We start from the raw sequence: 20,315 nt of genomic DNA, 5'->3' as shown, positions 1-20,315 counted from the left end.
GGCCGCGGGGCGGGCCCCGCGCCGCCGCCCTGGTGGTTGACCCCCCCCCCCCCCTGGGCCCGGGGCAGCCGGGCGCCCGCGCCCCCGGGCGCCCGCAGCCGTAGCAACTGCTCGTTCAGCGCCCAGGCGACCTGCCGCAGCGGCGAGACGTTCGGCGAGGACACGAGTACGGCGAAGCCCACATCAAGGCTCTTGGCCGCGGCGATCGGCACCACCCAGCCGCCCTCGCTCACGCCCCAGAGCCCCACCCGCGACTTGTCGACGCCCGGCTGGTCGCGCAGCCACCGCACCCATCGCAGCGCGTCGTCGGCGAGCAGGCCGAAGTCGCGCTCGCGGAAGGTGTAGCCGATCGTCCGCTTGTCGAACGCGATCGTCGCCACACCCGCCCTGGCCAGGAACTCCGCCTGCGGGGTGAACTCCTCCCGCGAGCCGTTGCCCGAGCCCGACACGAACACCATCCCCGGGTGGAGACCGGGGGTGAGCGGAAAACGGACCGTTCCTGAGAGCGTCTGGCGCTCGGCGGAGATCGTCACCTCGGTCGTGCGTACCGGCCCCGCCGCCACCACGGGCCTGACCTCCTCGGCCGGCTGCGGCGCGAGGGAACGGAACGCCTGATCCACCTGCAAAGGCGGCGGATCGAACGCCGGCGGCAATGCGTATCCGACGGTCGCCAAAGCCACCAGCACCAAACCTGCGGCAACACTCAAGGTGCCACGGCCTGTGCGCATCGGCCTCCCCATGTGCGCTGGTTTGCCCACTGATCTTCCACCCTACTCCCGGCTCATGTGGCGCAGGGGACCGCATTTGTCGGTGAGACCTGTTAGCTTCCTGCGACATGCGGATCCTGCACACCTCCGACTGGCATCTCGGCCGCGCCTTTCACCGCGAGAGCCTGCTGGAGGGCCAGGCGGCCTTCATCGATCACCTGGTCGAGACCATAATGGCGGAGCGGGTCGACGTGGTGGCAGTCGCGGGTGACGTCTACGACCGGGCGTTGCCGCCGGTCGACGCCGTGGCCCTGTTCGACGAGGCGCTGAGCAGGATCGTCGACGCCGGTGCCCGGATTGTGATGATCAGCGGTAACCACGACTCGGCGCGTCGCCTTGGCGTCGGGGCCTCGTTGCTGGATCGTGCCGGTGTGCACCTGCGCACCGACCCCGACCTCGCCTGGGAGCCCGTCGTCCTCGACGATGTGGCCTTCTACGGCATCCCCTACCTGGAGCCCGAGCTGGTGCGCGGCCCCTGGGAGCTGGCCGAGCGCAGCCACACCGCGGCGCTGGCCCACGCGACGGAGCGCATCCGCGCCTCGGCTGCCCGCCACGCGCGCTCCGTGGCCCTGGCCCACGTGTTCGTCACCGGGGGAGAGGCCAGCGACAGCGAGCGCGACATCAGCGTGGGCGGGGTGGCGCACGTGCCGCTGTCGGCCTTCGCCGGACTCGACTACGTCGCCCTCGGCCACCTGCACGGCCGCCAGCGCATGTCGGAGACCGTGCGCTATTCGGGTTCGCCGCTGGCCTACTCCTTCTCCGAGGTCAACCAGGTCAAGGGCAGCTGGCTGGTGACGCTGGGCGAGGAGCCGGAGTTCGTGCCCGCGCCGGTCCCGCGCCCGATCGGCCGGCTCAGGGGCGAGCTCGAAGACCTGCTGACCTCGCCCCGCCACGCCGCCTACGAGGACCACTGGCTCCAGATCGTGCTGACCGACGCGGTCCGCCCCAAGTCCGCCATGGACCGGCTGCGCGCCCGCTTCCCGCACACGCTCGCCCTCTCCTTCGAGCCCGCCGGCGCCGCCGAGGCCACCCCGGTCGCCCCCATCAACGGCCGCGCGGAGGCCGAGGTGGCGCTCGACTTCGTCCGTGAGGTACGCGGCGAGCCCGCGTCCGGCGACGAGGAAGACCTGCTCAGGCTGGCCATCGAGGCATCGAGGATCAAGGAGGCGATGGCCTAGATGCGGCCGCACCTGCTTACGCTCACCGCGTTCGGATCGTTCCCGGGCACCGAGACGGTCTCCTTCGACGCGCTGACCGAAGCCGGTCTCTTCCTCGTCCACGGCCCCACCGGCGCGGGCAAGACCACCGTCCTCGACGCGTTGTGCTTCGCGCTGTTCGGCAAGGTCGCCAACGCCCAGCGCGACAGCGCCAGAAGTCTGCGCTGCGACCACGCGCCGCCGGACGTCGGCCCGTCGGTGACGCTGGAGGCGACGCTCAGGGGCCGCCTGCTGCGCGTCGAACGCTCGCCGGCCTGGCAGCGGCCCAAGCGGCGCGGCTCGGGGTTCACCGAGGAGAAGGCCAAGGTCATCGTCCAGGAGCGGTCGGGCTCCACCTGGACGGGGCTGACCACGCGGGCCGACGAGGCGGGCGACCTGATCGGCGGGCTGCTCGGCATGAACGCCGACCAGTTCTGCCAGGTGGCCATGCTGCCCCAGGGCGACTTCGCGCGCTTCCTGCGCTCCGACGGCGACGACCGGCGGCGGCTGCTGGAGCGGCTGTTCACCGTCAAGGTCTACACGCAGGCGGAGTCGTGGCTGGCCGAGCGGCGTAAGCAGGCGTGGCGGGAGCAGCAGGAACTACGCCAGCAGGTCGACTTCGCCATCCAGCGGATCGAGGAGGCGGCGGGCGACGACCTGACCCCGCTCCTGCTCCCGGCCGGCGCGCCCGTCGAGGTGCCCGGCGGAGAACAGGACGCGTTGTTCGAACTGGCCGAGCAGCCCGCGGCCGTCGAACCGCCTACGGCCGTTGAAGCGCCCACGGCCGTAGGGCCGCCCCCGGCTGTGGGGCCGCTCACCGCTGAGGACGATCCGCTCGCGTGGGCGGGTGGGCTGCTGGCGGCGGCGCGGGCCGTGGTAGCCGGGTCCGCCGATCGGCAGGCTGGGGCGGAGTCGGCGCTGCGCCGGGCCAGGAACGCCTATGAGATGGCCACCGCACTGGCCGAGCGGCAGCGGCGGCACGCGGCGGCCGTCGCGCTCCGCCGTACCCTTGACGAGCGCGCGGAAGAGCGCGCCGACCTGCAGGCGCTGCTCGACGACGCGACCCGGGCCGATCGGGTGCTCCCGCTGGTGACGGCGGCCCGCCAGCGCGCGGAGGCCGCCGCCAAGACCCGCACACTCGCCGCCGACGCCCTCGCCCGCGCCCGCCCTCTCCTTCTCTCCGATGACGCCCGCGCGTCAGAGGTCCGCGCGGTTGAGGGGCGCACGGTTGAGGCGCGGTTGCCCGGTCGGCATGGGCAGCAGGGACGACGGGCGGTCGGGGTTGACGATCCTGAGCTGCCCGGCCGGTTGGCGGCGCTGGAGCGGGAGCGGCATGACGAGTCGGCGCGCCTGTCGGAGCTGCTGACCGAGGAGGCGAGGCTGTCGGTGATCCGCCGCGACCTGGCCCGGGTCGAGGACGAGCTCACTGCCCTGGTCACCGACGACGAGAGCACCACCGCCCGCCTCGCCGGGCTGCCCGCCCTGATCGAACAGGCCGAAGGGCTGCTGGCCCAGTCGCGGGTGGACGCCGCGCGGGTTCCCGCCGCCGAGGCCGTGCGGGCCGCCGTGTCCGACATTCTCGACACCGACCGTGAGCTGGTACGGCTGGCCGCCCAGCTCGACACCCTGACCCGCCGCCAGAACGACCTGTCGGCGGCCGCCGCCGACCTGCCCGGAAAGCTGGCCGAGGCGAAGGACGCGCTGGCCCGGGTACGCACGGAGGCCGCCACCGTCCCCGCCGCCATCGCCGCGAGGGACGCGGCGCGCGCCGTCCTGGAGGCCGCCCGCCGCCGCGACGCCCTGACCGGCGAACTCCACACCGCCACCGAAGCCCTCCAGCGCCTGGTGGACGAAGCCCAGCGGCTACGCGAACGCTGGCTCGACCTCCGCCAGGCCCGCCTGGACGGGATGGCCGCCGAACTGGCCCGCGACCTGTCCTCGGGCGCGCCGTGCGCGGTCTGCGGCTCCCCGCACCATCCGAACCCCGCCTCCCCGGCCCCCACGGCTCCCTCCCCGGACGACGAGCTCGCCGCCGAGGCCGCCCACGAGGCCGCGCTGGGCCGCCGGGAGGCCGCCGAACTCACCATCGCCACCCTCGAAACCCGCCTGGCCACCGCCACAGAAGCCGCCCACCCGGCACACCCCCACCCCTGGGCTCCGCCACGCCCCTCCGACGGGCCACATCTCGACACTCAGTCGCCCGACGGGGGACACTCCGGCGCTCCAGGCTCGCCGGTTTCCGAAGGTTCGCCGGGTTCCGGAGGCTCACCGGTTTCCGGGGGTGGTTCCGCGCGTGCCGGTGCGGCTGTCGATGGGATGTCCGGTGACGTCCCGGTCGTGCGGGCCGTCATGGCGGCCCACGGCGGCTCGGCTGGTGGGGGCGCCGGGCAGGGTCGTGGGCTGAGCGTGGAGGACGCCCGGCGGGCGCTCCGGGAGGCCGAGCAGGAGGTGGACCGGCTGCGTGCGGTCGCCGGGCGTGAGCCGGGACTCGCCGCCGAGGTCGAGCGGATCGAGGGGCAGCAGCGGCACGCGGCGGAGCAGGCCCGCGAGGTCGGCGAGGCGATCGCCGCCCAGCGCACCCACCACACCCAGCTGACCGCCGAACGCGCCCGCCTCATCAACCGCCTCCCCACTCCCGACACGGACACCACACCCGGCAACACCGTTTCCGGGCATACCGCTCGCACGAGCGAGGCCTCGGATAGCCCCAGGGTTGTCGCCCGTGCGGATGTCGCACCAGGCGACGATGTCGCAGAGGCCGAGGGTTCGGGCGGATGGGCCGCGGGTGGCGTCGCCTCTGGGGGTGCTGTCTCGGACGGCACCGCCGCTGGAGACACCGCCTCTGGTGACACTGCCTCGGGGGGTGTTGCCTCGGGTGCGGGTGTCTCCGGTGGCGGGGGTTCGGTGGCTGTCGATGGGGAGCCTGTGGTCGGGGTGGAGATGTTGCGGGAGGCCGTGGCCGAGGTGGATCGGTTGCGGCGGTCGGCCGGGCGGGAGGCGGTGCTGGCCGGGCAGGTGGAGCGGTTGCACCGGGAGCGGGCCGAACTGGAAGAACGGTTGCGGCGGGTGACCGCTCGGGTGGCGGCCTGCCGTACCCGGCAAGAAGAGCTGAGCGGTGACGCGGGACGGCTGGCGGCGCGGCTGGACGGTGCGCGCGGCGACGACCCCACGCTGGCGGCGCGGTTGTCACGGCTGGGGGACGAGGCCGAACTGCTGCGTGAGGCGCTTGAGGCGACGGCGCGCGCGGTGCGGGCGGCGCAGGAACGGGATGCGGCGCGGCAGGAGGCGGAGCGGGCGGCGGCTGAGGCGGAGTTCGCCGATGTGGACGAGGCGCTCGCGGCGGCGCGCCCGGACGAGGAGCGCGAGCATAAGGCGGAGCTGCTGCGGGAGCTGGACGCGCAGTACGCGGCGGTGACGAGCACGCTGGCCGATCCCGCGCTGGTCGCGGCGGCCGGCGAGGCGGCGCCTGATCTGGCGGAGCTGGAGGCGGGGCGGGAGCGGGCCGAGGAGGAGTACGCGGCGCTGGTCTCCTCGCGGGATCAGGCTCAGGCCAGGGCCCGGCGGCTCGACGAGCTGTGCGGGGAGTTGCGCGGGTGCCTGGAGCGGTGGGAGCCGGCCGCGGCGGCGCATCGGCTGGCCGAGCGGATGGCGTCGCTGGCCTCGGGCACCTCCGGGGACAACCAGTGGAACATGAGCCTGTCGTCGTTCGTGCTGGGCGAGCGGCTGCGGCAGGTCGTGGCGGCGGCCAACGACCGGCTGGATCACATGTCGGGCGGGCGCTACCAGCTCCAGCACGACCTGCGCAAGACAGCCGGGGCGCGTGGCCGGTCGGGTGGCGGGCTGGGGCTGCGGGTGGCCGACGGCTGGACCGGCGTCGACCGGGATCCGGCAACGTTGTCCGGCGGCGAGAGCTTCATCACCTCGCTGGCGCTGGCGCTCGGGCTGGCCGACGTGGTGACCGCGGAGGCGGGCGGCGCCGAGATCGGGACGCTGTTCGTGGACGAGGGGTTCGGCACGCTTGACGAGGACACCCTGGACGGCGTTCTGGACATCCTGGACGGCCTGCGGAACGGCGGCCGCGCGGTCGGGATCGTCAGTCACGTCGCCGAACTGCGCACTCGGATTCCGGCGCAGCTCAGGGTGACCAAGACGCGTACCGGCTCGACGTTGTCGGTGGCCGGGGTCAGCGGGTGAACCACCAGACGGCCACGACGACGGCGCCGATCACGAGGGCGACGGCGTACAGCAGGAGAGCCCGGCCGAGGCGGCGGCGGACGTAGCCGGGGCGGTGGCGGTCTGCGGTCATCGACCCAGTGTGTCAAGGAATCGGGGAGATGTTGTGACAGATGCCCCCAGCAGGACCAGGATCGCCGTCGCCAGCCTCGTCGGCACGGCGATCGAGTTCTACGACTTCTACATCTACGGCACCGCCGCCGCCCTGGTGCTGAACGCCGCCTTCTTCCCCGAGCTGGACGAGACGGCGGGCAACCTGGCGGCGTTCTCGACGTTCGCGGTGGCGTTCCTGTCGCGGCCGCTGGGCTCGGCGGTGTTCGGGCACTGGGGTGACCGGATCGGGCGCAAGTCGATGCTGGTCGTGTCGCTCCTGCTCATGGGGTTGTCCACGGTGGCGATCGGGCTGCTGCCGGGGTACGCGGCGATCGGGGTGGCGGCGCCGGTGCTGCTGGTGCTGCTCAGGTTCACGCAGGGCATCGGGCTGGGCGGGGAGTGGGGCGGGGCCGCGCTGCTGGCCACCGAGCACGCGCCGCCGGGCAGGCGCGGGCTGTATGCGATGTTCCCGCAGCTCGGGCCGGCGGTCGGGTTCATCGCCGCCAACGGGCTCTTCCTCATCCTGGGCGCGACGCTCACGGACGCGCAGTTCGGGAGCTGGGGGTGGCGGCTGCCGTTCGTGGCGAGCCTGCTGCTGGTGCTCGTCGGGCTGTACGTGCGGGTCAGGATCGCCGAGACGCCGGTCTTCCGGCAGGCCATGGACCAGCGCAGGATCGCCCGCGTGCCGTTCGCGGGGCTCATCCGGCACCAGTGGCGGCGGGTGCTGCTCGGCGCCGGTGCGATGACCGTGACGTACACGCTCTTCTACACCGCCACGACCTACTGTCTCGCGTACGGCACCGCCACCCTCGGCATCCCCAAGACCACGATGCTCGCGCTGACCATGATCGGCGTCGTCTTCATGGGCGCGGGCACCGTCGTGTCCGCCCTGGTCTCCGACCGCCTGGGCCGGCGCCGTACGCTCATGGCCGGTACGGCGGTCGCGATCGGGTGGGGCCTGGTGATGTTCCCGCTGATGGAGACCGGGTCGGTGCTGCCGGCCGGTGTCTCGCTGGCCGGGGCGCTCGGGATCATGGGGCTCATCTTCGGTCCGATGGGGGCGTACCTGCCGGAGTTGTTCCATACCGAGTACCGCTACAGCGGGGCCTCGGTCGCCTACAGCCTCGGCGGGGTGCTGGGCGGTGCCGTACCTCCGCTCGTCGCGACCGCGCTGCAGGGCGGCGGGTTCGGCACGATGGCGGTCGGCGGCTACGTCAGCGCGATGGCCGTGCTCAGCCTCCTGTGCCTGGCCGCGCTGCCGGAGACCGCCGGCGACACGATGTGAACCCGGCAGTCAGGAATTCGCGCGCACAATCGCGGTCACCCCTGCTCGTTTAGGGGTGTGCCCGTCCCCGTGCCGCGTAGCAGGCTCGCAGTTCAGAAGGCCCGATCCGGAGCAGTCACTCAGCAGGTGAATCCCCGGTGAACGACCATGAACGGAGACCCCCATGATCAGGCGCATCCTCCTCGTACCGGCCCTGTTATCCGTCCTGGCCACCCCTGCTCAGGCACAGACCGCCGCCACGCCGCCGCCGTCGTTGCGCATCCTGCTCACGAACGACGACGGTTACCAGGCTCCGTTCACCCTTCAGCTCCGCCAGGCCCTCGTCGCCGCCGGTCACGAGGTCACGATCGTCGCCCCGGCTGGCGACTCCAGCGGCGTCGGCACCTCGATCAACATCAGGTTCGGCACCACCGTGGAGGCGGCCGAGATGTCGCCCGGGGTGTGGGCGATCGCCGGCAGTCCCGCCGACGCCGTCTCCTTCGGCATCCGCACGGTCTTCGCCGGTGACCCGCCCGACCTGGTCGTCTCCGGCCCCAATCAGGGCGAGAACGTCGCGGCCGCCGTCAACCACTCCGGCACCGTCGGCGCCGCGATCACCGCGCTGGAGGTGGGCGTCCCCTCCGTCGCCCTGAGTACGGCCCGCGCCGGCTCGGCCTTCCCCAGCGCGGGTGCTTCGATCGCCTTCGGCGTCAAGCTCGTCAACCGCCTGGCCACCACCGCGCGCAACGGCCGCCTGCTGCCCGCGTACACCGCCCTGAACGTCAACTACCCGGCGGTCCCGACGGGCGAGGTCAAGATGGCCCGCCTGGGCAGGATGCTGCCCATCACCGTCGACTACCTGCCCGCGACCGACGCGTGCCCGCGCTGCTACCGCCTCGCGCCGCTGGCGGCCACCGCCCCCGACCCGGTCCCGGACGCCGACCGCACGCTCCTGTCGGGCGGCGACGTCACCGTCACCCCGCTGACCTCCTCCTGGGAGGCCGGTCCCGTGGTCACCTCGCGTCTGACCGACCGTCTCGACGGCCTCACTCCGTAACGGGAAAAGATCTTGGAAGGAGGTGTCACAACCGCGAGGGCTGTCCCGTCTATGTGGGTGAACAACCACTCAAGAAGGACGTGGACGTCATGAGGAAGCAGATCCTGATCGTCGGCGGCGGATATGTCGGCTTGTACACCGCTCTGGGGTTGCGCAAGCTGGTGCGTACCGGCGAGGCGGAAGTGACGATCGTCGACCCTCGCGGCTACATGACCTACCAGCCGTTCCTGGCCGAGGCGGCCGGTGGCCAGATCGAGCCCAGGCACGTGGTGGCGCCGCTCAACCGGGTGCTGCCCCGCATGAGGGTGCTGACCGGCAAGATCACCAACGTCGACCACAACGAGCGTGTCGCCACCTTCCAGCCCGCCCAGGGCCGCCCCTATGAGATCGCCTACGACATCGTGGTCATGGCCACGGGTTCGATCACCAGAGGGCTGCCGATCAAGGGCCTGGCCGAGCACGCCGTCGGCTTCAAGACGGTCGGCGAGGCCGTCCACCTGCGCAACCACGTGCTCGCCCAGCTGGCCGCCGCCGCCTCGACCGACGACCCCGGCGTGCGCCGCAGGGCGCTGACGTTCGTGGTGGTCGGCGGCGGGTTCGCGGGCGTGGAGGCGCTGGCCGAGATGCAAGGGCTGGCCGACGACGCGTTGCGCTACCACCCGCAGGTCCGGCGCGAGGAGCTCAGCTGGACGCTGGTCGAGGCCACCGGCCGCATCCTGCCCGAGATCCACGAGGACCTCGGCGTCTGGACGGCGAAGGCGCTGCGGGAACGCGGCGTGGACGTGCGCCTCGACACGCGGCTCACCTCGGCGGAGAACGGCGTCGCCACCATGAGCGACGGCACCGCCCTGGACGCCGGCACGATCGTCTGGGCCGCCGGCGGCCGCCCGAACCCGCTCGCCGCCACCAGCGGCCTGCCCGTCGACCGGACCGGCCGGATCCTCGCCACGGAGTACCTGGCCGTGGAGGGCCTGGCCGACGCGTTCGCGGCCGGCGACGGCGCGGCGGTGCCCGACCTCACCAACCCGGGCGCCTTCACCGCGCCCAACGCCCAGCACGCGGTACGGCAGGCCAAGCTCCTCGGCCGCAACATCGTCGCCTACGTCAGGGGCCGCAAGCTGAAGGCCTACAAGCACGCCTACCTCGGCTCGGTCGCCGGACTCGGCCACCACCAGGGCGTCGCCCAGGTCTACCGGCTCAGGCTCACCGGGTTCCTCGGCTGGGTGGCGCACCGGGCGTACCACCTGGCGTGGGTGCCGACCTTCAACCACAAGGCGAAGGTGCTGGCCGACTGGACGCTCGCGATGTTCTTCCGCCGCGAAGCCGTTCAGCTGGGCGGTCTTGAGCACCCGGAGAAGGACTTCCACGAGGCCCTGGCCACCCAGGCCCAGGTGGACCGGGCGGCGTGAGCGTTAACCGGTGTAGCCGGGGAACAACAGGGACAGTTCACGCGGGTAGGTCGCGATCAGGCGCAGTTCGTCGTCGGTGAGCGGCCTGCCCGTCATCGCGTTGCAGAGCTGCACCACCCGGAACGCCAGGTCCTCCTCGGCCACCTCGGCACCGAGCCCCTCCATGACATGCCGGAACCCGGCCTTGCCGCCGTACTCGCCGGTCAGCACGACCCGCCCGTCCCGCGCGTGCCAGTCCGCGGGGAAGGGACCGAGCGACGCCTCGTCGTAGAGCTCGTAGTTGCCGTGATCCTTGAGCGCGCCGTCCGCGTGGATGCCGCTCTCGTGCGCGAACGCGTTACGCCCCACCCCCACCTGGTTGTACGGCAGCGCCTGCCCGAAGGCGTAGGCCGCCCACAACCCGAACCTCCTGGCCCACGACAGATCGAGCTCGTCGCCGATCTCCGCCTTCTCCAGCCCGAACCCGTGCCGGAACGCCAGGATCGTCGAGAGCAGGTCGGCGTTTCCCGAACGTTCGCCGATGCCGTTCACGCACGTGTTGATCCACGCGTCCTGCCCCGCCTCCAGATCCCCGAGCGCGCCGGAGACGGAGTTGGCCACGGCCATCCCGAGGTCGTTGTGGCAGTGGGTCTCGACGGGCATGCCGGTGGCGCCGGCCAGGCGGGCGAACCGCTCGCGGATCCGGCCGGGGGTGTCGCCGCCGATCGTGTCGCAGTACCGCACCCGATCCGCCCCGGCCTCCTTCGCCGCCAGCGCGAACTCCAGCAGGAACCCGTCGTCGGTGCGCGAGCCGTCCTCTGCGTTGACCCCGACGGTCTCGGCCCCGGCGCTCTTGGCCGCACGCACGGCCGCCGTCATCTCCCGGATGATCGCCTCCCGGTCGAGGCGTCCCTGGAACTTGTTCTGGATCATGTAGTCCGAGGTGGAGATGGACAGGTTGTAGTGCGTCAGCCCGAGCGGCGCCGCCTTCTCCACGTCCTGCGCGACTCCCCGGCACCAGCCCGACAGCCGCAGCCCCCCGAACGCGCCGGCCTGCGCGAGCGCCACCTGCGCCCGCACATAAGGCACCTCGTGGAACAGAAAGGGGAACCCGATCTCCGACTGCGCCACCCCGAGCTTGCCCAGGTAGAAGTTGACCATGGTCTTGCCGAACTTCGACAGGCCCGTGCGCGCGGTCTGCACGCCGTCCCGGTTGGTGACGTCGAGGAAATGAACCTTTGGCATGTCTTCAACGTTGACACGCTCCCTCAACATGGATCAATATTGATTTTCATCAACATTGAGGGGGTTCGGCCATGGACTGGATAGACGCCGCCACAGCGGCCGACCGCCTCGGCGTCAAGCCCGCGACGCTCTACGCGTATGTCAGCAGGGGCGTCCTGAAGCGCCGGCATGACGGCAGGCGCAGCATGTTCGACGCCGCCGAGGTCGAGCAACTGGCCCGCCGCGGCCGTCCCCGCGGCCAGCCGCCGGAACTGGTGATCGAGTCCTCCATCACCGCACTGGGCCTGGACCGCCCGTACTACCGAGGCCACGACGCCCTTTCCCTGGCCCGCACCCACCCCTTCGAATCGGTAGCCGAACTTCTCTGGACCGACTCCCCAGGCACGTGGCCCGCCGACCCGTCCGCCTCACGGGGCGGCCGGGACCTCCACGAAGCAGCGGACCCGGGGGGCGAGGCGCTTTCGCGAGGTGCGGGGGCGTACCCGGTTGGGCGGGTCGTGAGTCTGAGCGAGTCGGCCGGGCGGGGCGTTGCGCAGGGTGAGGCGGCGGCGGAGCCTGGTGGGTTTTGGGCAGGAGAGGCGGGGGCGTTGCGGGCGGCGGTGGCCGCTCAGCGGGGTCTGCCGGTCGAGCTTCTGCCGCTGGACCGGCTGCAGGTGATCGTCACCGTGCTCGGCGCCTCGGACAGCCTGCGGCACCAGCTCGACCCCGCCTCCGTGGCGGCCACCGGACGCCGCCTCATCTCCGGCCTGGTCGACGCGCTACCCCTGGTAGGGGAGGGCACGACGGGGACGATCGCTGAGCGGTTGTGGCCACGGCTGACCGCCCGCGAACCCGCCCCCGCCCTCGTGGACGCCCTGCGCGCGGCCATGGTCCTGCTCGCCGACCACGAACTGGCCGCCTCCACCCTGGCCGCTCGGGTCGCCGCCTCCGCGAAGGCCGACCCGTACGCGGTGGTTCTCACCGGGCTGGGCGTTCTGGGCGGCCCGCTCCACGGCGGCGCCTCCTACGGGGCCGAGCGCATGCTGGCCGAGGTCACCGACCCCGGCCTGGCGCCGCGCGTGATCGGCGAGCGGGTACGGCGGGGCGAACGCATCCCCGGCTTCGGCCACAGCGTGTACAAGAACGGCGACGCCAGAGGCGCGGCCCTCCTGGACCTGGTGGAATCCGCCGCCCCCGGCCACGACCGGGTGGCCGCCGCCCGAGCCATCCTGTCCGAGACCCGCCGCCGACGCCTCCCGGAACACAACATCGACATGGCCTTGGCCACGCTGGCGGCGGTGGCGGGCATGGTCCCCGGGGCGGGGGAGGCGGTGTTCGCGATCGCGAGAACGGCGGGCTGGCTGGCCCACGCGATGGAGGAGTACGGCAAGGGCACCCTCCTCCGCCTCCGAGCCTCCTACACCGGCCCACCCCCCAATCCCCCAACCCGACCCACCTGAAGACCCGGCCAACCACACAAAACGCGCTGATCCCGCCTGACGTGATGGCGCGGAAACTTCCCGAACGCGCCGATAGGGGCCGGTAGGGGAACTCGCCGCAACCTTTGGAACGCGTGCCGATCGGGCCCATGCAGCGCCCCGAGGGAAACCGCCCGGGTTCGCGGAAAGCTCCGGGCGATCAGAGCAGCGCGCCGATCCGGGGCATGTCACACCAGGGGTCCGGCCAAGGGGGCGTCGTGACGGTGGGGTGTTGTCCGACGTGAGAAGCGCCCGACGATCGGCGCCCGCCGACGTCGGCGGGCGGCGTGGGGGCGGCTTGCCGTAACGGATGGTGGTGGTCGCACGTGCGGTGAGAGCCGGACGCGCGGACCCGATAGTGGTGCGGCGAGTGGTTTGTGCGGGCGTGGGGGTGAAGGCGGGAGAAGGCCGATGAATCGCGATCAATATCCCCGGGTGCGGCGGGAGGCGGGGCGGATGCGGCGGGCCAGGTCGCGGCCGCGGAAGGCGCGGAGGATCTCCGCGCCCATGATGACGCCCGCGCCGATCCCCAGCGCGATCGACAGCGCCTCGATCAGGTGCAGCGTCCCCCGCGACAGCTCGCCCAGGCTCATCTCCAGCATCCCCTTGTACAGCACCGACCCCGGCAGCAACGGCCCGATGGCCGGGATCACGAACACCATCGACGGCACCTTCACCCGGCGCGCGAACGCCGTCCCCAGCAGTCCGATCACCGCCGCCGCCACCGTCGTGGCCACCACCGCGGACAGTCCCCGCCACGTCAGGAACACGAACGTCACCCAGATCAGCAACCCGCCCAACGCCCCCTGCACCAGGTACCGCGGCGGCACGAGCAGCGCGACCGCGAACGTCAGGCTCACCCCGAACGCCCCCAGCAACTGCGGCGTGTCCAGCGACAGCGGCGCCGTCGGGACGTTGTCCACGCTGATCGGCACCCCGAGTTGCAGCGCGAACGCCAGCACCGAGCTGATGCCCGAGATCACCGCCGCCACGATGAACACGACCTCGGTGAGCCGGGCGGTCGCCGTGACGTACTCGCCGGCGATGCCGTCCTGCACGCACGCCACCAGCGGCCGCCCCGGCAGCAGCGCGATCACCGCGCCGACGACGACGGCCGACGACTGCACCGGCACCTCGCCCCAGATCAGCAGCACCGCGATGAACGCGCCGAAGCTGGCCGCGACCGCGAGCTGGAAGAACTCCGCCACCCCGCGCCGCCCCAGCCACGCGCCCGCCCGGTCGCCGAGGATCGTGGCCGCGAACGCCGCCGCCGCGACGATCGGCCCGCCGCCGATCAGCACCGCCGCCGACGCCGAGATCAGCGCGAGCGAGCAGACCACCGCCCATTCCGGGTACACCTTGACCCGCCGGGTGATCTCCCGCAGCCGTCTCTCCGTCTCGGCCAGCGACAACCCCTCGGACGTGATCTCGCCGACCAGCACGTGGACGGCGATGAGCCGGTCGTAGTCGGGCTGGCGGCGGCGTACCCTGCGCTCGGCCGTGGCGGCGGCGCGGCCGTCCTCGGGCACGTGCGACAACGTGATCGCCGACAGGTTGACGTCGGCCTCCACGTTGCGCAGGCCGTAGGACTCCAGGATCCTGCGCATGGCGCCGCCGACGTTCTCGGTCGCCTCGCCGCTGCCGAGCAGCAGCTCGCCGACGCGGAGCGCCAGGGCCATGGCCCGATGCCCGTCGGCATCGGAGGCGGTGTACGTCATCGGACTCGGACGCTAGCCGCCCGCCACGCCACCGCCCCGCCGCCACACCGTGGGGCCGCCGGATCTTTATGAGGCGGGCCGCTCCACGTAGGAGGCGAGCGCGCGCACGCGTTCCGCGTGCTGGTCGTGCCCGATGATCACCGGCGGTTCGTTGTAGGGCATGGCGTCCGACGACCGCCGCAGCTTGATGTACTGCCCGCACGCGTCGATCGCATAAGGCTCCATGTCATCCTGAAGCGCGCCGATCACCGTGATCCCGTACGTCTCGCCGATCCGCCGGAACAGCGCCACCGCCTCCCGCCGGTGTTCCTTGCCCAGGTTGCGGCCGAGCTCGTCGAGCACCAGGCACAGGTGCCCGCCCCCGGAGGAGGCGATCGCCGCCGCGCACACCAGCTTGACCGCCTTCTCGTCCATGAGCGCGGTGTTGGCCCGCCGGTTGTACGGCACGAACCCCTGCCCGTCGCCCCGCCGCCACTTCGGCGTGACCCGCCACTGCCAGCGCTGCTCCGGGTCGGCGGGCGGCGGCGGCACCGGGAACTCCAGCGTCGCCCCGTAACCGCCGTAGCCGGTGTCGAGCTTGTCGAACTCCTCCGCCACCCGCGTCAGCCGCGCCTTGATCGCCGCCGTCAGCGCCGCCCGGTGCACGGCCGTCGACTGCGCCGCCTCCTCCGCGCCCTTGTCGGCCGCGGCCAGGTCGCGCTGCCGGGAGTCGACCTGCGCCTCGATCTGGCGGCGCTGGTGCTTCTCGTACTCCTCCTGCCCGCGCAGGTAGGAGGCCAGCGCGCCGCACACTGCGGCGAACGTCGCCTGCTCGCGCGCCGTGCTGCCCGCCCGTTCGGCCAGCAGGAAGGCCAGCTCCTCCGGGACCTCGGCGTCCTCCTCCGGGAACGTGTCCCGCTGCGCCTGGTCGAAGTGGCGCTCGGCCATCCGCCACCACTCGTCGGCGCCGCGCGGGCGCTCCTCCTCCGGCAGCGCCTCGATCCACTCGCGCGCGCCGTCGGCGGTGCCGCCCCAGTCGGCGGCCAGCGCGCCGAGTTTCAGCGCCTCGCGGTCGGCGGCCACCCGCCGGTCCTGCTCGTTCGCCTGGTCGCGCTCGCCCTCGTGCCGCTGCCTGCGCCCCTCCATCCGCTCGATCTCCATGTCGCGGGTGCGCGCGCGGAAGTCGAGCGATCCGGCCAGCCGCTCGGTCTCGGCCACCTTCGGCGTGACCTCCTCGACCGCAGCCGTGAGTTCGGCCAGCTTGGCGCGCCGTTCGGCCAGCCGCGCCTCGATCTCGGCCAGCCGCACCGCCGCCCTGGCGCCTTCGAGTCGCCGCTGCGCCTGCGCCACCGACCCCTCGGCATCGTGTACGGCCTGCGTCGCCGACTCCTGCGTGTCCTTGGCCCGGTTGAGCCGATGCTCGGCGGCCTTGATCCGCGCCTCGCGCCCGGTGGCGACCCCGTCGAAGGCGCCGACCACGCTCACCCCGGCCGAGGAGACCAGCACCGACCCCGGCAGCCCCGCCAGCGCGGCAGCCGCGGCCTCCAGCCGGTCGGCGTCCACGATCACCGCGTGCTCGTTCGGCCACCCGCGCAAACCGGCCAGAACCAGCCCCTCAGGCCCCGGGTCGTGGGCGTGGTCGCGCGCCTGCTCGGCGACGTCTAGGGCGTCGAGCAGGCCGGTGGCGTCGAGACCGGCGGCCGACAGGGCGTTGAGCTGGGCCGCCGCCGGGCCGCCTTCGGCGTCGTCCAGCGCCGCCTGGGCGGAGGCCACCTCGCGGTCGGCGACGCCCAGGCCCTTCAGCGCCTCGTTCAGCCGCAGTCTGGCCTCGCCCACCTCCCGCTCGGCGGCCGGAACGTCCCTGCCGTCGGCGAAGCGCCGCGTCTCCTCCAGCGCCGGGATCTGACCGCGCAGCTCGTCGGCGGAGTTGGCGGCGACCGCCCGGTCGGCGTCGAGCTTGGCCGCCCTGGCCTGCAGCGCGGCCAGCTCCTTGCGCGCCTCGCCCACCTTCCTGTCGAGCGTGTCGTCCTTGAGCGTCGCGATCTCCGCCTTGACCATCGAGATGGCTGTTATGGCCTTCTCGGCCGCCTCCTGGTGCCGGGCCGACTCCGCCGCCAGCAGTTCGTCCTTGGCCGCGGCGTCGGCCAGCTTCCTGGCCTGGCGGCCCCGCCAGCAGCGCAGCGCCTCGGCGAGCCGTACCCGGGCCTGGTCCCTGCGGTCGAACGTGGTCAGCAACGCCTTCGACTCGGCCTCGAACTCGGCCAGCCGTTCGCCCGCCTGGGCCGCGCGCACCCGCTTGGCGTGCTCGTCGCGCCGGGCCTCGCGCTCCTGTTCCAGCTCGGTGTCCAGGCCGGTGAGGGCGGCGATCGCCTCGAAGACGCGCTCGGGGGTGATCTCGTTGAGCGGCTGCGACAGCAGGTTCGTCGCGACCTTGCTCCGCACCGACGTCGACAGGAACGACACACAGCGCACCCGGTCGCCGTAAAGGACCTTGGTGAGGTCGCGGGCCACCACGTCGCGGCGTCCGGCCGACTTCGGCAGCGCGTTCCACATGTCGTCGGCCCTGGCCACCCGCTCCGCCTCGGACGCGGCCGCGGCCAGGTGCACCCCTTCCCGCCAGCGGACCTCCAGGTGCGGCGCCTCCTGGTTGACCCGCAGCCACACCGTCACCGCGCCCCCGGTCGGCACCTGGAACAGTTCCCCGGTCTCCATCTCCGCCGAGATCAGCTCACCCGAGACGCCCTCGTCGTCGTCGGCGGCAGGCGCGCCGGGGTCGAGCGCGGCGAGATCGGCGTCGGCCCCGGGCGGGCCGAAGACGCCGACGATGTAGCCGTGGTCGGCGCTGGCCCACTGCTTGCCGCCCGCCCCGCTGGCCAGCTCGGCATTGAACAGCAGCTCCGACACCGCCTTCGCCCCCGAGGCGAACCGCCACTGCTCATCGCCGAGCAACGCCGTGATCGAGGCGATGAACGAAGACTTGCCCGCCCCGTTGGAATCCTTCGGCCCGGCCCCCGCCACCACGATCAGCGTCCCCGGCACGGTCGGCACGGGGTGCGTCGAAAGCCGGGAGATGTTGACCGCCTGCACAGCGATCAGGACCCGGTCCCCGACGACGTTCTCCACCTGCGACACCCTCAACCCCCGAGATTCATCCAAAAGCCAACCCAACCCAACCCACCCACACCCCAACCCACGTGGCGATGCCCGCTCACACGGCGCTGCCTACCCGCGCGGCGACGCGCATCCGCTTGGCGACGCGCGTCCGCGTGGCGGCGCGCGTCCGTGTGGCGGGGTTCGCCCGGGTGGTGGCGCGCGTTTGCGGGGCGATGCGCGTTCGCGGTCATGACGCGGACCTTCTTGCCCGTACGGCTCCCGCCAGCGGCGTGTGCGGCCCGGCCGCCAGGATCAGCTCCTCCTGCAGCCGCCGCCTGGCCGACGGCGTGAGCCGGTGGAACTGGGGGCCCGGCACGTACCCGCCCGCCTCCTCACCGGCCTTCACCTGCCCCAGCAGCCCGGCGTGCCGCAACGCGCGCAGCGCCGACTCCAGCTCGCCGATCGGGAGCTGGGTGTGGCGGCGCAGCTCGTCCACCGGCGTCGGGAACGGCGACAGCCACGTGTCCTCGGGCAGTGCCCCCTCCGCGCGCGGGATCGCCACCGAGTGCACCAGCACCAGCGTCAGCACCGCCCGCTCGCTCTCGCCCAGCCCGCCCTCGGCCCGCGCCGCCTCGGCCGCCGTCGTGTCGTCGTAGCCGGAGGTCCAGCGCTCGTGCTGCTGGATGAGGGTACGGCCGCGCCGCCCCAGCATCTCGCCCAGCGTGTGCCGCATGGCGGGGTCGCGCAACGCGGCGAACCTGGCCTCCTGGACCGGTTCCGCCGCATGCTCCAGCACCATGTAGGCGCCGACCAGCTCGGCTCTGCGTCGTTCGTCATAGCTGGACAGCAGGTCGTCGAACTCGGCCTCCCCGCCCTCGACCACCCCGCCCGGCTCGGCGGCGGGCGTTCCGGCCACCAGGTCCTCGTCGGCGACCACGGTCAGCTCATCGCGCTCCGGCTCGGGCAGCCTGCGGACGAGTTCCTTGAGCTGGGCGAACGATTCGACCGGCCAGAGGGCGCAGCGGGGTCCCAGACGTACCACGCCATCGGAAAGGACGATCCACGAGGAGTCGTGCAGGCGGCGCAGCGCGCCGACGGCCCAGTTGCGCATCAGGTCGTCGGAACGTCCGATCAGCGCCCGGTAGGTGTCGAGCACCTGCTCGGCCGGGGCCGCGACGCCCGGCCACGGGTCGGCGGCCAGGTCGTTCCAGCAGCACTTCAGGCAGGCCGCCAGCACGCGGCGCGCCTCACCGGCCCGCTCGACCGGCATCGGCGCCACCTGATGCTCCTCCAGCAGGGACGGCGTCGCCCCGTCCGGCCAGACGGGCACCGCCAGCCCGGTGGTGTCGTGGTGCGTCAGCCGCACCATGCCCACCGGCGCCGGAGCCCCGGCCCCGAGCCGCAGCGGCCCGCCAGAGCGAGCCCGCACATGCGCCACCGCCGCGGACCCGCCACTCACGCGCCCTGCCGCCGCTTGCCGTGCGCCGCTCGTGGGCGCTGCCTCCGGCTGCGGTGCCTCGCTCGCCTGCCCCGCCTTGGCCTGCGGGTTGGCGCTCACGGGCCCTGCTCCGGTCGAAGGTGTGACGCTGTCTGTTGTCATGGGGTGCGCTCCAGGAAGCCGTGCGAGAGCCAGGCGGGTTCGCGGTCCGGGTCGACCGAGAGCTCGTCGGACCAGGTCAGGCGGTAGGGCAGCTCGGGGCGCAGGTCGATGCTGGTGAGGTCGGCCAGCAGGCGGCGTACCGAGGACCAGTCGGCGCCGACCGCGTCGGCCAGGCGGACGCGGGCGGCCCCGGCCAGGAGGGACTCGGCGACCTCCGTCAGCCGTTGGACGACGGCGTCGGCCGGGCCGTCGAGGGAGTCGGCGGGGCCGGGGTCGGGCAGGTCGGAGCGTGGTGGAGTGGGCTGGGCGGGCACCGGGCGCGGGGCCTCGTCGACGGCGCGGGCGATCGCGGCCGGGTCGTGCCACGGCGCGGGCGCGTCGAAGACGAACCCGTCGAGGACGGCGGCCAGGCGTTCGCGGGAGGCGGTCTGGGAGAACGTGCGCCACGTTTCGGTGGGCAGCAGCGTCAGGTTGCGGGTGGTGCCGGCGGAGTCGGCCAGGCGCCCGGCGGCGCGGCGGCTGGCGTCGCTGTAGGAGTAGATGGCGGCGCGCAGGTCGGTGCAGGTGCGGTCGAGATCGGGCCAGCGGGTGAGGATGGTGCCGTGCAGGCTCTGCGCGCGGCGGGCGATCTCCTCGGTGCCCCAGAGTTTGGGCGCCTGCTCGCGCAGTTCCTCGATGGTGCCGGTGGTGAGGGTGATCAGCTCCAGGGCCCACAGGCGGAAGGCGCGCGCGAGGTTGGCGGCGCTCTGCCTGGCCTCCTCCATGGTGGTGCGCGGGTCGGCGACGTTGAGGTCTTCGAGTGCCAGCAGGCGGTGCATCTCGGACTGGCCGCCGTCGTCCATCATGCGGCGGATGAACATCAGCCCGACCACGCTGGTGAACGAGGCCCGATAGCGCAGCTGGTTGGGTTTGGGGAAGACCTCGCGGACGGCGCCCAGCCCCTTGAGCACCCGCAGCCGGTTGTCGAACTGATCGGCCGGATAGGCGCGGCACACATGGCGCATCTGCTCGTGCGTCAGCCACTCCTCGCCCGCCTCGGCGAACGCGCCGAACAGCGTCTCGGCGATGTCGACCAGGGCCGGGTCGTCGACCACGGCCCCGCTGTCGCGGGCCAGCGCGGCGAACATCCGGCGGTAGGTCGACAGCACCGCCTCCTCGGAGAGCGCGGCGTCGAGGGTCAGGGGCTGCTCAGGCACGCGAACTAAGGTACGGCTTCGCACCGACA

At 73.0% G+C, this 20,315-nt stretch carries 13 protein-coding genes; 6 read left to right on the top strand and 7 right to left on the bottom strand.

Going from position 1 to position 20,315, the window contains the following annotated elements; genetic code table 11:
• Positions 1-620, bottom strand: a 620-nt coding sequence (locus ACFWY5_RS19740; RefSeq protein ID WP_379633462.1) for an alpha/beta hydrolase family protein, incomplete at its 3' end; no start/stop codon positions are given.
• 215 nt (positions 621-835) lie between these two features.
• Between ACFWY5_RS19740 and ACFWY5_RS19735 the strand changes: the two genes are divergently transcribed.
• The gene (locus tag ACFWY5_RS19735; protein ID WP_379633460.1) at positions 836-1,945 is read left to right on the top strand and encodes an exonuclease SbcCD subunit D; all 1,110 of its coding nucleotides are present in this window, start codon (positions 836-838) and stop codon (positions 1,943-1,945) included.
• Positions 1,946-6,157, top strand: a complete 4,212-nt coding sequence (locus tag ACFWY5_RS19730) for an AAA family ATPase (protein ID WP_379633458.1) — start codon at positions 1,946-1,948, stop codon at positions 6,155-6,157. It abuts the gene before it with no gap.
• Here the strand turns inward: ACFWY5_RS19730 and ACFWY5_RS19725 are convergent.
• The gene (locus ACFWY5_RS19725) at positions 6,147-6,269 is read right to left on the bottom strand and encodes a hypothetical protein (RefSeq protein ID WP_379633456.1); all 123 of its coding nucleotides are present in this window, start codon (positions 6,267-6,269) and stop codon (positions 6,147-6,149) included. The genes ACFWY5_RS19730 and ACFWY5_RS19725 overlap by 11 nt on opposite strands.
• A gap of 33 nt (positions 6,270-6,302) precedes the next feature.
• Here ACFWY5_RS19725 and ACFWY5_RS19720 point away from each other — a divergent pair, with 33 nt between their 5' ends.
• The 3 genes from ACFWY5_RS19720 (at position 6,303) to ACFWY5_RS19710 (ending at position 10,019) form a co-directional block, all read left to right on the top strand.
• Positions 6,303-7,574 carry an MFS transporter gene (locus tag ACFWY5_RS19720; protein WP_379613518.1) on the top strand — a complete coding sequence of 424 codons (1,272 nt, stop codon included), beginning with the start codon at positions 6,303-6,305 and terminating at the stop codon, positions 7,572-7,574.
• Between the two features lie 163 nt (positions 7,575-7,737).
• On the top strand, positions 7,738-8,610 hold the full coding sequence (gene surE / locus ACFWY5_RS19715) for a 5'/3'-nucleotidase SurE (RefSeq protein WP_379613516.1): 873 nt from the start codon (positions 7,738-7,740) through the stop codon (positions 8,608-8,610).
• 89 nt (positions 8,611-8,699) lie between these two features.
• Positions 8,700-10,019, top strand: a complete 1,320-nt coding sequence (locus ACFWY5_RS19710; protein WP_379613514.1) for an NAD(P)/FAD-dependent oxidoreductase — start codon at positions 8,700-8,702, stop codon at positions 10,017-10,019.
• A 3-nt stretch (positions 10,020-10,022) separates the two neighbouring features.
• On the opposite strand, the gene ACFWY5_RS19705 is transcribed toward ACFWY5_RS19710, so the two are convergent.
• Positions 10,023-11,243 carry a LeuA family protein gene (locus tag ACFWY5_RS19705; RefSeq protein ID WP_379633454.1) on the bottom strand — a complete coding sequence of 407 codons (1,221 nt, stop codon included), beginning with the start codon at positions 11,241-11,243 and terminating at the stop codon, positions 10,023-10,025.
• Between the two features lie 71 nt (positions 11,244-11,314).
• Between ACFWY5_RS19705 and ACFWY5_RS19700 the strand changes: the two genes are divergently transcribed.
• On the top strand, positions 11,315-12,682 hold the full coding sequence (locus tag ACFWY5_RS19700; RefSeq protein WP_379633452.1) for a citrate synthase: 1,368 nt from the start codon (positions 11,315-11,317) through the stop codon (positions 12,680-12,682).
• A gap of 440 nt (positions 12,683-13,122) precedes the next feature.
• Here the strand turns inward: ACFWY5_RS19700 and ACFWY5_RS19695 are convergent, their stop codons facing one another.
• From ACFWY5_RS19695 to ACFWY5_RS19680, 4 genes are all read right to left on the bottom strand, one after another.
• Complete coding sequence (locus tag ACFWY5_RS19695) at positions 13,123-14,418, bottom strand: threonine/serine exporter ThrE family protein (RefSeq protein ID WP_379633450.1); 1,296 nt, start codon at positions 14,416-14,418, stop codon at positions 13,123-13,125.
• A gap of 66 nt (positions 14,419-14,484) precedes the next feature.
• Positions 14,485-17,520, bottom strand: a complete 3,036-nt coding sequence (locus ACFWY5_RS19690; protein WP_379633448.1) for a chromosome partitioning protein ParA — start codon at positions 17,518-17,520, stop codon at positions 14,485-14,487.
• 217 nt (positions 17,521-17,737) lie between these two features.
• Complete coding sequence (locus ACFWY5_RS19685) at positions 17,738-18,919, bottom strand: hypothetical protein (RefSeq protein ID WP_379633446.1); 1,182 nt, start codon at positions 18,917-18,919, stop codon at positions 17,738-17,740.
• A 167-nt stretch (positions 18,920-19,086) separates the two neighbouring features.
• Positions 19,087-20,286, bottom strand: coding sequence for a hypothetical protein (locus tag ACFWY5_RS19680; protein WP_379613503.1), 1,200 nt, complete (start codon positions 20,284-20,286; stop codon positions 19,087-19,089).
• Between the last annotated feature and the right edge of the window lie 29 nt (positions 20,287-20,315).

The organism is Nonomuraea sp. NPDC059007, from assembly GCF_042740555.1.
In the GTDB taxonomy this organism is placed as follows: Bacteria; Actinomycetota; Actinomycetes; order Streptosporangiales; family Streptosporangiaceae; genus Nonomuraea.
This window is presented reverse-complemented; position numbering and strand designations above follow the sequence as displayed.

What these genes read in the sequence shown, in the direction of transcription:
- surE (WP_379613516.1), top strand. Translation starts at nt 7,738, where the DNA reads ATGATCAGGCGCATCCTCCTCGTACCGGCCCTGTTATCCGTCCTGGCC.
- ACFWY5_RS19700 (WP_379633452.1), top strand. Translation starts at nt 11,315, where the DNA reads ATGGACTGGATAGACGCCGCCACAGCGGCCGACCGCCTCGGCGTCAAG.
- ACFWY5_RS19695 (WP_379633450.1), bottom strand. Translation starts at nt 14,418, where the DNA reads ATGACGTACACCGCCTCCGATGCCGACGGGCATCGGGCCATGGCCCTG.
- ACFWY5_RS19735 (WP_379633460.1), top strand. Translation starts at nt 836, where the DNA reads ATGCGGATCCTGCACACCTCCGACTGGCATCTCGGCCGCGCCTTTCAC.
- ACFWY5_RS19710 (WP_379613514.1), top strand. Translation starts at nt 8,700, where the DNA reads ATGAGGAAGCAGATCCTGATCGTCGGCGGCGGATATGTCGGCTTGTAC.
- ACFWY5_RS19730 (WP_379633458.1), top strand. Translation starts at nt 1,946, where the DNA reads ATGCGGCCGCACCTGCTTACGCTCACCGCGTTCGGATCGTTCCCGGGC.
- ACFWY5_RS19725 (WP_379633456.1), bottom strand. Translation starts at nt 6,269, where the DNA reads ATGACCGCAGACCGCCACCGCCCCGGCTACGTCCGCCGCCGCCTCGGC.
- ACFWY5_RS19705 (WP_379633454.1), bottom strand. Translation starts at nt 11,243, where the DNA reads ATGCCAAAGGTTCATTTCCTCGACGTCACCAACCGGGACGGCGTGCAG.